The 13265-nt window shown below is 66.2% G+C and carries 10 protein-coding genes; 7 read left to right on the top strand and 3 right to left on the bottom strand.

Going from position 1 to position 13265, the window contains the following annotated elements:
- The first annotated feature begins 29 nt into the window (after positions 1-29).
- The gene (locus tag LJ656_RS16845) at positions 30-1448 is read left to right on the top strand and encodes an FAD-binding oxidoreductase (RefSeq protein ID WP_230510535.1); all 1419 of its coding nucleotides are present in this window, start codon (positions 30-32) and stop codon (positions 1446-1448) included.
- 130 nt (positions 1449-1578) lie between these two features.
- Positions 1579-2385 carry a metallophosphoesterase gene (locus tag LJ656_RS16840; protein ID WP_230510534.1) on the top strand — a complete coding sequence of 269 codons (807 nt, stop codon included), beginning with the start codon at positions 1579-1581 and terminating at the stop codon, positions 2383-2385.
- Positions 2386-2503: 118 nt separating this feature from the next.
- Here LJ656_RS16840 and LJ656_RS16835 read toward each other — a convergent pair whose 3' ends face one another.
- Both LJ656_RS16835 and LJ656_RS16830 read right to left on the bottom strand, forming a co-directional pair.
- The gene (locus LJ656_RS16835; protein WP_230510533.1) at positions 2504-2656 is read right to left on the bottom strand and encodes a hypothetical protein; all 153 of its coding nucleotides are present in this window, start codon (positions 2654-2656) and stop codon (positions 2504-2506) included.
- A gap of 255 nt (positions 2657-2911) precedes the next feature.
- A complete protein-coding gene (locus tag LJ656_RS16830) occupies positions 2912-3850 on the bottom strand; it encodes a LysR family transcriptional regulator (protein ID WP_230510532.1) in 939 nt (312 codons plus the stop codon).
- Positions 3851-4222: 372 nt separating this feature from the next.
- Between LJ656_RS16830 and LJ656_RS16825 the strand changes: the two genes are divergently transcribed.
- From LJ656_RS16825 to LJ656_RS16810, 4 genes are read left to right on the top strand one after another with little or no spacing between them, the layout of a single operon-like run.
- Positions 4223-5833, top strand: a complete 1611-nt coding sequence (locus tag LJ656_RS16825; protein WP_230510531.1) for an efflux transporter outer membrane subunit — start codon at positions 4223-4225, stop codon at positions 5831-5833.
- Between the two features lie 11 nt (positions 5834-5844).
- Positions 5845-8058, top strand: coding sequence for an FUSC family protein (locus LJ656_RS16820; RefSeq protein WP_230510530.1), 2214 nt, complete (start codon positions 5845-5847; stop codon positions 8056-8058).
- On the top strand, positions 8048-8248 hold the full coding sequence (locus LJ656_RS16815; RefSeq protein ID WP_230510529.1) for a DUF1656 domain-containing protein: 201 nt from the start codon (positions 8048-8050) through the stop codon (positions 8246-8248). Before LJ656_RS16820 ends, LJ656_RS16815 begins: the two co-directional genes overlap by 11 nt.
- Positions 8249-8261: 13 nt before the next feature.
- Positions 8262-9137 carry an efflux RND transporter periplasmic adaptor subunit gene (locus LJ656_RS16810; protein WP_230510528.1) on the top strand — a complete coding sequence of 292 codons (876 nt, stop codon included), beginning with the start codon at positions 8262-8264 and terminating at the stop codon, positions 9135-9137.
- Between the two features lie 54 nt (positions 9138-9191).
- Here LJ656_RS16810 and LJ656_RS16805 read toward each other — a convergent pair whose 3' ends face one another.
- Positions 9192-10898, bottom strand: coding sequence for a methyl-accepting chemotaxis protein (locus tag LJ656_RS16805; RefSeq protein ID WP_230510527.1), 1707 nt, complete (start codon positions 10896-10898; stop codon positions 9192-9194).
- Between the two features lie 405 nt (positions 10899-11303).
- Here LJ656_RS16805 and LJ656_RS16800 point away from each other — a divergent pair, with 405 nt between their 5' ends.
- Positions 11304-12566 (top strand): MFS transporter, encoded by a 1263-nt coding sequence (locus tag LJ656_RS16800; RefSeq protein ID WP_230510526.1) that lies wholly within the window; start codon positions 11304-11306, stop codon positions 12564-12566.
- Positions 12567-13265: the final 699 nt, after the last annotated feature.

Genomic DNA, 13265 nt, shown 5'->3' with positions numbered 1-13265 from the left:
TCACAAGTCCCGACTTTTCGACTGCCCCCATGACCGACAACGCCTTCCTCACCGCCTGCCGCGACGCCATCGGCGCGTCCCACGTACTGACCGACCCGCACGACACCGCGCCCTATCTGACCGACTGGCGCCGCCGCTACAACGGCGCGGCCTGCGCGGTACTGTGCCCGGCCAACGCCGACGAAACCGCCGCGCTCGTCAAACTCGCGGTCGCGCATCGCATCGCGCTGGTGCCGCAAGGCGGCAACACCGGCCTGGCGGGCGGCGCGACGCCCGACGCGAGCGGCGCGCAGGCGGTGCTCAGTCTGCGCCGTCTGAACCGGGTGCGCGACATCGATCCGCACAACAACACGATCACCGTCGAAGCCGGCGTGATCCTCGCCGACGTGCACAAGCACGCGGAAGCGGCCGGCCGGTTGTTTCCGCTGAGCCTCGCCGCCGAAGGCAGCTGCACGATCGGCGGCAATCTGTCGACCAATGCGGGCGGCACCGGCGTGCTGCGCTATGGCAACACCCGCGAGCTGTGTCTCGGCCTCGAAGTCGTGACGCCGCAAGGCGAGTTGTGGGACGGTCTGCGCGGACTGCGCAAGGACAACACCGGCTACGATCTGCGCGACCTGTTCATCGGCGCGGAAGGCACGCTCGGTGTGATCACCGCGGCGGTGCTGAAACTGCATCCGCAGCCGGCCGCGCGCGTCACCGCGCTCGCCGCGCTCGCGTCGCCGCATGCGGCGCTCGATTTTCTCGCGCTCGCGCAACGTGTTGCCGGTCCGTTGCTGACCGGCTTCGAGCTGATGTCGGATTTCTGCCTGCGCCTCGTCGGCCGGCATTTCGAGCAGATGCGCTACCCGTTCGCCGAACCGCACGCGCAGGTCGTGCTGCTCGAACTGTCGGACAGCGAAAGCGAGGCGCACGCGCGCACGCTGTTCGAGTCGATGATGGAAACCGCGCTCGAACAGGGTCTGGTGGAAGACGCGGTGGTCGCGGAAAACCTCGCGCAGTCGCGCGCGTTCTGGAATCTGCGCGAACACATTCCGCTCGCGCAGGCCGAGGAAGGGCTGAACATCAAACACGACATCGCGGTGCCGATCTCGCGCATCGGTCACTTCATCGAGACCACCGACGCCGCGGTCGCGCAAGCGGCGCCGGGCGCGCGGATGGTCACCTTCGGCCACCTCGGCGACGGCAATCTGCACTACAACGTGCAGGCGCCGGAGGGCGTGGATGCGAACGCGTTTCTGAAGCAGTATCAAGGCCCGATCAACCAGATCGTCTACGACAGCGTGCACGCGCATCGCGGCAGCATCAGCGCGGAGCACGGGCTCGGCCAGCTGAAAATCGACGAGGCCGCGCACTACAAGCAGGATGTCGAGGTACGCATGATGCGCGCGATCAAGGCCGCGCTCGATCCGCTGAACCTGATGAATCCGGGCAAGGTGCTACGCTGATAAACAAGTGCCCGCTCACATTTGGCGCGGAACCTCCGGCCGCCGGCGTCGCTGACGTCAGCGGCGGATCATCGCTTAACGCAACCAGTCTGCGCGCTGCCGCGCGCGGACATTCGCAGGAGTCGCGTCCGTGAAGATTCGCGTGCTGTCCGATCTGCATCTGGAAAACGACGAACCTGAGTTGATCCCGCACGCGCAGGCCGATCTGATCGTGCTGGCCGGCGACATCCACAATCACGCTGCGGGTCCGCGCTGGGCCGCGCAGGCGTTCGACGGCCAGGTACCGGTCGTCTACGTGCCGGGCAATCACGAGTATTACGACGGCGAGTTCGGCGCGCTCGAACGCGCGCTGTTCGACGCGGCGGAGCAGGTCGACAACGTGCACGTGCTGAACAACGCGACGCTGGTCGATCCGCACGGCCGCTGGCGGGTGCTCGGCACGACCCTGTGGACCGACTTCGCGCTGTACGGCGCGACGCCCGCCGAACTCGATTCCTCGATCGATGCCGCGCGCCGCGTGATGCTCGATTATCGCGGGCTGATCCAGATGAACTGGCCGCACGACACGCACGACGCGGCGCGCGACTTCACGCCCGCCGATTCGCTCGCGCTGCACCGGCACGCGCGCGCATGGCTCGAAGCCGAACTCGCGAAACCGTTCGCCGGGCAGTCGATCGTGGTCACGCATCACGCGCCGCATCGGTTGAGTCTGGCCGAACGTTATGCACTGGACCGCGTGTCGGCTGGCTTCGTCAATCACCTGCCGCAGCTCGTACGCCCGCCTGTCGCGCTGTGGATTCACGGCCACACGCATACGTCGTTCGATTATGTGGTCGACGGCACGCGCGTCGTCTGCAATCCGCGTGGCTATTTCGACCGGCGTACGGGTCAGTGGGAAAATCCGCAGTTTGCGTGGGATAAGGTCGTCGAGATGTGACGCTTGTGGGGTGCAAAGCGGGGAAAATGCCGGTGCGATGCCGGCTTCAGACGAGCACGCGCATGACTTCACTTCGAAAATCTGTTCGCGCGCGACCCACGGGCCCCGCGCGTTCGGCTCAGCGCTCGCGCCGCCGCGCATCCGGCCGCTCGATCTTCACCGGCGCGAGTTGCGGCTGCTGTTCGCGCATCCGGCGCAGCAGATCGCGCGACGCGGCGATGCCGATCAGTCCAAACATAACGGCCACGCCGATCATCAGATGCGTATCCATGAATTTGTCGTCCTTCAGTGGTTGCGAGGTGCCGAACGGCGGTGAATCCGGCGCGAGCCGTGTGGTCAAGCGTAAGCGGCGGCGCGTGAACGACACGTTAGCAAATCGACCGCGCCCGAACAGTAAGGAAGTGTTGCGACGCGACGCGGATGTAACAGCCTGTCACGCGGCGGGTCGCTCGAACGTCAAGCTTTGCAGCCACCTCCGCACGGCACGATCGCGGCAAGACCGCGGCCGCGGCTGCGGCGCGCAACTTCAGGAGCGAGCGAACTGCCGCAATTCCGCCTGGTCCGCCGCGAGCGTGGACGGCAGCTCGTCGCGCAGGAATTCGACCCACGTGCGGATCTTCGCATCGAGATACTGGCGCGACGGGTACAGCGCATACAGGTTCATTTCCTGCGACGTGTACTCGGGCAGCAGCCACACGAGCTTGCCGCTGCGCAAACCGCTGATCGCCGAATAGATCGGAATCAGCGCGATGCCCATCCCCTGCGAGACCGCCCCGACCATCGCCTCGGCAACATTCACCTGAAACTTCGTGGCGCCGAGCGCGATGACTTCCTCGCCGTTCGGGCCGTCGAAGGTCCATTTGTCCGGCGGATACACCGGCGAGACCATCTGCAGGCAGGTGTGCTGCGCGAGGTCGGACGGCGTGAGCGGCACGCCGTGGCGCTCCAGATATTCCGGCGACGCGCACGCGATGCTGAACGCGCTGCCCAGGCGCTGCGACACCAGCCCCGAATCCGGTAGGCCGGTCGCGAGCGTCAGCGACACGTCGAAGCCCTCGTCGAGCAGATCGGGCATGCGCTGCGCGAGCGTCAGCTCGATATGCACGTCCGGATAGCGCTCCTGGTAGCGGCCCACGGCCGGCACCACGTAGTGCTGGCCGAAGCTCGTCATCGCGTGGACCTTGAGCTTGCCGGACGGGCGCGCGTGCGCATCGCTGGCCTCGGCTTCCGCCTGATCCACGTACGCGAGAATCTGCTCACAGCGTTGCAGATAGCGCTCGCCGGCCTCGGTGAGCGCGATGCGGCGCGTGGTCCGGTTCAGCAGCCGGGTGCGCAGATGTGCCTCCAGATCGGAGACTGCGCGCGACGCGTAGGCCGTCGTCGTATTCAGATGTTGCGCGGCGCCCGTGAAGCTGCCGGCTTCGACGACCCGGACGAAAACGCGCATGTTTTGAAGCGTATCCATACCCATTCCTTTGTCGACTGGAGTTAGCGCTTCAGCTGTCGATCGGCGTTAGCGCTTTAGTACTCAGTCCGATCCCATGCAGAGCTGCTTACTGCGGTCCCGTGCAACCCCGTTGCGGTCGATCCGGAGTTCACGCACAGCTACGTTTCCGGTCCCCGCAACGCCGTCACACCGAGCCCCCAAAGAGCGCTTGCGCGCCCCTTTTCGCCTTTTGCAACCGAATTGCGATTAATCGGCGGCGATTGTTACACGATTCGCAAAGGCAATTATCTCACGTCTTGTAAAAATGCCTTGCACCTTTACCGGTTATTCCCCAATCGATCGAAAAATATAATTGCGCACAAGCTTCTATAGTCAATTTTGGAGGAAATCGTGCAGTCTCCGGTACCCAACGGGATCGCCGCGGCCGCGGTTCTTACGATCCTATTAACAATCGCAGGATGTGCAAGTACCGGAGGCATTGCGCCGCAAACGCACACGATCGCGCCCGCATCGCTCGATGCCGGCAACGCGATCCGCGCCGCCAACGCCGACGCCCAATGGCCCACCGCCGACTGGTGGCGCGTCTATAACGACCCGCAGCTGAACCAGTGGATCGACGCTGCGCAGGCCGGCAATCCGAGCCTGGCGATCGCCCAGGCGCGGGTGCGCGAAGCCGCATCGATGGCCGGCGTCGCGCGCGCGGCGCTCGCACCGCAGGTCAACGGCAGCCTGTCGATCCAGCGTCAGAAGTGGGCCGACAACGTTTACTACGGTCCGGGACCTCTGGCCGGCGAGCAATCGTGGAACAACACCGGCACGCTCGGACTGTCCTATCACCTCGACCTGTGGGGCAAGGACAAGAACGCCGCCGAGCGCGCGCTCGATCTCGCGCACGCGAGCGCCGCCGATGCGCGCGCCGCCCAGCTCGAACTGCAGGCGAACGTGGTGCGCACCTACATCGAGATGTCGATGAACTACGCGCTGCTCGACATCGCGAAGGCGACGCTGCAGCAACAGCAGCAGATCGTCGATCTCGCGACGCGGCGCCTGAAGGGCGGCATCGGCACGCAGCTCGAAGTGAGCCAGGCCGAAACGCCGATGCCCGAGTACGAACGCCAGATCGACGCGCTCGAAGAAAAGATCGCGCTCGGCCGCAACCAGCTCGCCGCGTTGGCCGGCAAGGGTCCTGGCGCCGGCGACTCGATCCAGCGCCCGGCGCTGTCGCTCGCGGCGAACGCCGGCCTGCCGGCCGCGCTGCCCGCCGAACTGATCGGCCATCGCCCCGACGTGGTCGCGGCGCGCTGGGGCGTCGCCGCGCAGGCGCGCGGAATCGACGTCGCGAAGGCCGGCTTCTATCCGGACATCAACCTGCTCGCGTCGATCGGCGGCTATGCGGCGATGGGGCCGCTGTTCCAGTTCCTGAAGGCGCCGTCGCACAGCTGGAGCGTGGGTCCCGCGCTGTCCCTGCCGATCTTCGACGGCGGCCGGCTGCGCTCGCAACTCGGCGCGGCGTCGGCGGGCTACGACGAGGCGGTCGAGCGTTACAACCAGTCGATCGTCACCGCGCTGAAGGACATCTCCGATCAGGTGATCCGCATCCGTTCGCTGTCGACCCAGGCGGAAGACGCCGACCGTTCGGTCGCCGCGGCCCGCCGGAACTACGATCTGTCGCGCGAGGGTTACCGGCGCGGCCTGACCGATTATCTGAACGTGCTGATCGCGCAAAGCCAGTTGCTGCGCGCGCAGGAAGGCGTCGCGAAGGTACAGGCCGAACGGCTCGGCGCGCATGCGTCGCTGATGACCGCGCTCGGCGGCGGCCTCGACGATCCGGCCAACGGTCCGCAGGACAGCGAAACGCTGCCGGCGCACGGCAAGGGCAAAAGCGGCGCAGCCGCGCAGGCCGACGCCGGCGCAGCCGCCCAGCCCGACGCCGCCACGCACGCCACCGCGGCCGCGGCCAGCACCGCCCCCGCCGCGCCGCGCGCGGCCGCGGCCGAGTAAGGAAGCCGGCCATGTCCGCCCCCTCCTCTCACGCCGCTCGCCCGGCCACGCTGGCCGATTTCCGCAAGGCCGCGCTCGAATGGGCGCGTACCGACGGCCTCACGTGGATCTACATCGCCAAGGCGCTCGCTGCGTGCTTCCTCGCGCTCGGCGTCGCGATGAAACTCGATCTGCCGCAGCCGCGCACCGCGATGACGACCGTGTTCATCGTGATGACGCCGCAAAGCGGCGCGGTGTTCGCAAAGAGCTTCTACCGGATCTGCGGGACCCTCGTCGGCCTCGTCGTGATGCTCGCGCTGATCGGCCTGTTCGCGCAGCAGCCGGAGCTGTTCATCATCTCGACCGCGATCTGGGTCGGCATCTGCACCGCTGGCGCCGCGCGTAACCGCAACTTCCGCTCATACGGCTTCGTGCTGGCCGGCTACACGGCCGCGCTGATCGGGATCCCCGCGTCGCAGCATCCGGACGGCGCGTTCCTGTCCGCGCTCACGCGGGTCGCCGAAGTCGTGATCGGCATCATCTGCGCGGGCGCGGTCAGCGGCCTCGTGTTCCCGCAGTTCGCCGGCCTGCAGATGCGCAGCACCGTACGCGCGCGCTTCTCCGCTTTCGTCGAATACGTGTCGGCGTCGCTCGCCGGGAGCAACGACCGCGCGCAGATCGAGGCGACCAATGCGCGCTTCGTCGCCGATATCGTCGGCTTTGAGGCCGCGCGCAGCGTCGCCGTGTTCGAAGGCCCCGATTCGCGGATGCGCGGCGGCCGCCTCGCGCGCCTGAACAGCGAGTTCATGACCGCGTCGACGCGCTTTCACGCGCTGCATCAGCTGATGAACCGGCTGCGCGAGCGCGGCACGCACGGTGCGTCGGTGGCGATCGCCGCGCTCGAGCCGTACTTCCGCGAGATCGCGCCGCTGCTCGCGAAGTCGGGCGAACCGGTGCTGTCGGCGGCCGACGCCGCGCATGCCGCCGCGCAACTGGACGCTTACAAGGCCGAGCTGCCCAAGCGCGTGCGCGCGACCCGCGCCGAGCTGGAGGACCATCCCGACGCGCCGCTGCTCGAATTCGACACCGCCGCCGAACTGCTGTACCGCTTCATCGACGATCTGTATCAGTACGCGGCCACCTACGCGTCGCTGGCGGTCGACACCCATGCGCGCGAGCGCTGGATCGAGCGTTACGAGCCGAAAACCAATGCGATCGCCGCCGGCGTCGCGGGCCTGCGCGCGACCATCGTGATGCTGGTGCTCGGCGCGTTCTGGATCGCCACCGCGTGGCCGAGCGGCTCGACGCTGGTGCTGAACGCCGCGGCCGTCTGCGCGCTCGCGTCGTCGGCGCCGAATCCGAAGCGCATCGCGTTCCAGATGGGCGCCGGCACGCTGCTCGCGACGTTCGCCGGAATGCTCGCGGTGTTCGGCGTGTATCCGCATATCGACGGCTTCGTGCTGCTGTGCGTCGCGCTCACGCCGTTCCTGCTGCTCGGCGTATTCATGACCACGCGGCCGCAACTGGCCGGCTACGGGATGGGCTACTGCATCTTCTTCTGCTTTCTGGCCGGCCCGGACAACGTCGTGCACTACGACCCGAGCGCGTTCATGAACGATGGGCTCGCGCTGGTGCTCTCGATGCTGGTGTCGTCGATCGCGTTCGCGGTGCTGTTGCCGCCGTCCACGCCGTGGCTGCGCAAGCGCCTGCTGGTCGACCTGCGCCGCCAGGTGGTGGTGGCCGGCCGCGCCGGTCTCGCGCGGGTGCGCTCGCGTTTCGAGAGCGGCGCGCGCGATCTGATGTTCCAGATCAACGCGCTGTCGCCGGACGAACCGGACACGAAGCGCGACACGCTGCGCTGGCTGTTCTCGGTGCTCGAAGTCGGCAACGCGGTGATCGATCTGCGCCGCGAAGTCGCGACGCTTCCCGCGCATCCGCGCAACGACAAGGGCGCGCCGTGGCGGCTCGCGCTCGACGGCCTGCTCGACGCGCTCGCCGCGCTGTTCGAGCGGCCCCGCGAGGACCGCTTCGCGCGTGCGCTGGACGCGACCGCCGACGCGCTCGCCCAAGTGCAGCATTTGATGGACGGTTTCACGCCGTCGCGCGACGAACGCCATCAGTTGCAACGCATCCGCAGTCATCTGCATTTCATTCGTACCGCGCTGCTCGATCCGCAGTCGCCGCTCGCCGCGGCGATCAATGCGCCGGCCCGCGCGCCCTCAGAAGGAGTTCCCCATGCCGCGTGATATCGCCGTGCTGGACGCTTATATGCCGGCCCTCGTGCTGCTGTTCATCGCCGGTGCCGCGCTCACCTGGGTGCTCGATCGCGTGATCGCCTATACGGGCCTGTATCGCATCGTGTGGCACCCCTCCCTGTTCCGGGCCAGCTTGCTCGTGTCTGTGTGCGGCCTTCTCGGCCTCGCCGTTTATCGTTGATCAGAGTCGAAACATGACCATCCGAAATCTTGTGGGCTTCTTCGCGACAGCCGTCATTTTTATCGTCGCGATCCTGATTGGCCGCGTGCTGTGGGTCCATTACATGGATGAACCGTGGACCCGCGACGGCCGCGTGCGCGCCGAGATCGTCAACGTCGCGCCGGACGTGTCGGGCGCGATCGTCGATCTGCCGGTCAAGGACAACCAGCTCGTGAAAAAGGGCGATCTGCTGATGCAGATCGATCCGTCGCACTATCAGATTGCGGTCGAGCAGGCGCAGGCCGCCGTCGCCGCGCGCAAGTCCGAACTGCAGATGAAGCGCGACGACGCGCAGCGGCGCGCCGACATGGATTCGCTGGTGGTGTCGAAGGAAAGCCGCGAAAACGCGTCGCATACCGCGTCCGCCGCCGAGGCCGCGTATCAGCAGGCACTCGCCGCGCTCGATGCGGCCAAGCTGAACCTCGAGCGCACTCGCGTGGTGTCGCCGGTCGACGGCTACGTGACCAACCTCAGCGTGTTCCGCGGCGACTATGCGACCGCCGGCAACGCGAAGCTCGCGATCGTCGACAGCCACTCGTTCTGGGTCTACGGCTACTTCGAGGAAACCAAGCTGCCGCGCGTGCGCATCGGCGACAAGGCCGAGGTGAAGCTGATGAGCGGTGGTACGCTGCAAGGCCACGTCGAAAGCATTTCGCGCGGCATTTACGACCGCGACAATCCGCAAAGCCACGAACTGCTGGCCGACGTGAACCCGACCTTCAACTGGGTGCGTCTCGCGCAACGCGTACCGGTGCGCGTGAAGATCGATTCGGTTCCCGACGACGTGATGCTCGCCGCCGGGACGACTTGCACGGTGGTCGTGCAACCGGGGTCGGCCCAAAAGAGCTGACGTGAAGACGGCAAACCCGCAAGGCCGTTTTGCCGAGCGGGCTCGATCCCCGCTCTACAGCCGGAACTTGCCGACCATCGCCTTCAGCCCGCGCGCCTGATCGTCGAGCGAGCGGGCCGCGGCGCTCGCCTGCTCGACCAGCGCCGCATTCTGCTGGGTGCTGGCATCCATCTGCGTGACCGCGAGACTGATCGCCTCGATGCCGGTGCTCTGTTCGGACGAGGCCGCCGAGATTTCCCCGATGATGTCGGTCACGCGTTTGACCGCCCTGACCACTTCGTCCATCGTCTGACCGGCGTCGGCGGCTAGCGCCGAGCCATTGCCGACCCGCTCCACCGAGGTCTGGATCAAGCCCTTGATCTCCTTGGCCGCCGACGCGCTGCGCTGCGCGAGATTGCGCACTTCCGCCGCCACCACCGAAAACCCGCGCCCCTGCTCGCCCGCGCGCGCCGCCTCCACCGCCGCGTTCAGCGCGAGGATGTTGGTCTGGAACGCGATGCCCTCGATCACGCCGATGATGTCGCCGATGCTGCGCGCGCTGTCATTGATGTCGCTCATCGTCGCGACCACCCGGTGGACCACCGCGCCGCCCTGCTCGGCGATCTCCGACGCGTTGCTCGCGAGCGTGCTGGCCTGCTTCGCGTTGTCGGCGTTCTGCCGCACCGTGGAGGTCAACTGCTCCATGCTGGTTGCGGTGCGCTCGAGCGCGAACGCCTGCTGCTCGGTGCGCTGCGACAGGTCGAGATTGCCCATCGAGATCTGCGCGGACGCGGTCGCGATCGCATCGGCGCTCGACGCGATGCCGGCCACGGTGCTCGCGAGTTCGCTCTGCATGCCGGCGAGCGCATGAAGCAGGCTCGACTGATCTTTGCCGCCGAGCGCGATGCGGTTCGACAGATCGCCGGCCGCGATGTGGCTGGCAATGGTCTTCGCGTAAGCGGGCTCGCCGCCTAGCTGCGCGGTGAGACGCCGCACGACCCACGCGGCGATGCCGAACGCGAGCACGATCAGCGCGAGCGTCATCACCGCGATCATTACGAACGACGAGCGATAGATAAAGCCGGATGCGTCGATCGTCGCCTTCGCGGCGATGCCGCGCTGCGCGACCAGTTCGTCGACGAGCTTTTCGAGTTTGCCGGTTTCGACCAGCAACGAGACGTCCTGGGTGCCGACCTGCCAGTTCATCTGCGACAGGTCGAGTGGTTGCGCCTTCACGAGCGTCACGAAATCGCGCAAATGGCCGCTCCATGCGCCGACCGCGGCGGCAAATGCCTTCTGCCCGGCGAGCGCTTTCGGGTCACCGGTATCGACGTACTGCTGCAGCGTGCGCAACTGCTCGCCCAGCCCGGCAAGACCGCGCTCGATGTCGGCGCCCAGTTCGTCGCGCTCCTTCGCGGTGGTCGCGGTGAGCAGCATCTTTTGCGCGCGGCTCGCGCGCAGCATGTGGCCGCGCGCCTCTTCGGCGGCGCGGCTGGCGACGTGGCCCTGGTCGTAGATCGACTGCGCGGACGCGGCGAGCCGACCGATCTGCAACAGCGAAAACACCCCGATCAGCAGCGTGCCGAGCAGCAGCACCGCAAACGCGATGCGCAGTGTCGCCTTGACCGACAAGCCGGCGGCCCGCGCGGCGGCAGGCCCCGGCTCCGCGCGATAGACGCCGGCAGCGCGGTCGCGCTCCGTTCGTGCGGCCGGATCTGTCCCGGCCGGTCCGCTCTCCAGCCACCCCGCGCGCTGTGCGCCGCTTCGCGCCATCGTTGTCATGTTCCCCGTTCCCCATCTATCGACGCGCCGGAAAGGTCGGTTCCGGCACGACTCGTTATCTCTGCCGGGTCTACGGCAACAAACTGCGCAACCTTGAATCCGCGCCCGCGTGCGCTTTATACCGCGACCAAAAATCGCGACAAAATAGTCCGTCGCCGTGGTAGCGCAAAACGATTTCCGCTGGGTTCGTCGGCTAGAGGGGCGTCGCCGGTGTCCGATTCGCGACAAAATTTGTCCTTACAATTGGCAGGCGCCACATTAAACTTCGACAACTACTTAAAAACGCCGGTTAACGCGACGAAATGCCGCGAAAACCTCACGTAGCGCGCTTACGAGGCGCGCTACCCGACCGGCTCATCGACGATGTCCCATTCCACCGTTTGCCTGATTTCTTTTTTCTAGCGTATGGAAACGAGCCTCGATAAAAGCGCCCTTGCCGGCGCCGCCGCCACGGGCGCGGCCACGCCGCCCACTTCAGCCGCCCCGGCGGCCAGGGTTCAGCGCACGGTCTACTCCGTGCTCGGCGCGATCAGTTTTTCGCACCTGCTGAACGACATGATCCAGTCGCTGATTCTCGCGATTTACCCGATGTTCAAGGACAACTTCTCGCTGTCGTTCGGGCAAATCGGGCTGATCACGCTGACCTACCAGATCACCGCATCGCTGCTGCAACCGCTGGTCGGCAGCTATACCGACAAGCATCCGAAGCCCTACTCGCTGCCGGTCGGCATGGGCTTCACGCTTGCCGGGCTGCTGCTGATGTCGGTGGCGCCGAGCTTCGGCGTGCTGCTGATCGCGGCGGCGCTGGTCGGCTGCGGCTCGTCGGTGTTCCATCCGGAGTCGTCGCGGGTCGCGCGGATGGCCTCGGGCGGCCGTCACGGCCTCGCGCAGTCGCTGTTCCAGGTCGGCGGCAACGCGGGTTCGTCGCTCGGGCCGCTGCTCGCCGCGTTGATCGTGATTCCGCACGGCCAGCGCAGCATCGCGTGGTTTTCCGCTGCGGCGCTGGTGGCGATCGTCGTGCTCACGCAGATCGGCCGCTGGTACAAGCGTCATCCGTCGGTGAAGAAGGCGCGTGGCCAGGGGATGCAGGCCGTGCTGCCGCGCCGTCAGGTGATGCTCGCGATGAGCGTGCTGGTGCTGCTGGTGTTTTCGAAGTACTTCTATCTCGCGAGCATCAATAGTTACTTCACGTTCTATCTGATCGACAGGTTCCATCTGTCGGTGCAGGCCGCGCAGGTGCATCTGTTCGTGTTCCTGGCCGCGGTTGCGGCGGGGACGGTGATCGGCGGTCCGATCGGCGACAAGATAGGTCGCAAGTATGTGATCTGGGTGTCGATTCTTGGCGTCGCGCCGTTCACGTTGCTGTTGCCGTATGCGAATCTGTTCTGGACTGGCGTGCTGACCGTCGTGATCGGGGTCGTGCTCGCTTCCGCGTTTTCGGCGATTCTCGTTTATGCGCAGGAGTTGATTCCCGGGAAGGTCGGGATGGTGGCGGGGCTTTTCTTCGGCTTTGCTTTTGGGTTGGGCGGCGTGGGTGCCGCCGTGCTCGGGCAGCTCGCCGATGCCACTAGCATTGCGTTTGTTTATAAGGTTTGTTCGTTCTTGCCTTTGATTGGGGTGTTGACTGTGCTTTTGCCGGATGTCGAGGGGAAGCTGGTCAAGGGGTGATTGGCCCCTTGGGCGGGGTGGCGCTTTTTTGTCTGTGTTCTTTATTGTGTTGGCCTTTCCTTGTGTTCTTGTCGGTCTATTAGCTCTGCCCCTGTGCGGGGCGGCACCTACTTTCTTTGCGGCTGCAAAGAAAGTAGGCAAAGAAAGCAGCTTCACACCGCTAATTCTTAAGCGGGAACCGTAGCGGGCCATTGGTAGTGGTGCATCTGGAATCCGTGTCCCCGCACATTCGGCGGTAGTGACAAAGCCATCATTCTTCCGGCGGCGCTACGCGCGCCGAAGCCCCGCTCAAAAACCGCCCGCCGTTTTCACGCCCCTCCCCTCGGCGCAGCCGAGGGCCCCGCTGCGCGGGCCTCCCGAGTGTTTCCCTGGCAGACCCGTCCGCGACGCACGCAGTGCGGAGTGGGAGCTGATGGTGGCTTTGTCACTAGCGCGGAGTGTGCGGAAGCACGGATTCCAGATGCACCACTGCCCTTTCCACGCCAGGGGACCCGCTTAAGAGCTAGCGGTGTGAAGCTGCTTTCTTTGCCTACTTTCTTTGCAGCCGCAAAGAAAGTAGGTGCCGCCCCGCACAGGGGACCTATCCGTCATTTTGTGGGCGGGGCATATCATGAAGGACCAAGGTCATGGATATGCCGATGAAGAAGAAACGCACCGTCGCTTCGCAGGCAGCGGCCCGAGGGCCGCTGCCTGCCCTGC

This window comes from Paraburkholderia sejongensis (genome assembly GCF_020880815.1).
GTDB lineage: Bacteria > Pseudomonadota > Gammaproteobacteria > Burkholderiales > Burkholderiaceae > Paraburkholderia > Paraburkholderia sejongensis.
Note: the sequence above shows the minus strand (reverse complement) of the source record. Positions and strands in the feature narration are given on the sequence as shown.

Bases quoted from the DNA above. Each gene is read 5' to 3' on its own strand.
- LJ656_RS16820 (WP_230510530.1), top strand. From the start codon at position 5,845: ATGTCCGCCCCCTCCTCTCACGCCGCTCGCCCGGCCACGCTGGCCGAT.
- LJ656_RS16830 (WP_230510532.1), bottom strand. From the start codon at position 3,850: ATGGATACGCTTCAAAACATGCGCGTTTTCGTCCGGGTCGTCGAAGCC.
- LJ656_RS16835 (WP_230510533.1), bottom strand. From the start codon at position 2,656: ATGGATACGCATCTGATGATCGGCGTGGCCGTTATGTTTGGACTGATC.
- LJ656_RS16810 (WP_230510528.1), top strand. From the start codon at position 8,262: ATGACCATCCGAAATCTTGTGGGCTTCTTCGCGACAGCCGTCATTTTT.
- LJ656_RS16805 (WP_230510527.1), bottom strand. From the start codon at position 10,898: ATGACAACGATGGCGCGAAGCGGCGCACAGCGCGCGGGGTGGCTGGAG.
- LJ656_RS16815 (WP_230510529.1), top strand. From the start codon at position 8,048: ATGCCGCGTGATATCGCCGTGCTGGACGCTTATATGCCGGCCCTCGTG.
- LJ656_RS16845 (WP_230510535.1), top strand. From the start codon at position 30: ATGACCGACAACGCCTTCCTCACCGCCTGCCGCGACGCCATCGGCGCG.
- LJ656_RS16800 (WP_230510526.1), top strand. From the start codon at position 11,304: ATGGAAACGAGCCTCGATAAAAGCGCCCTTGCCGGCGCCGCCGCCACG.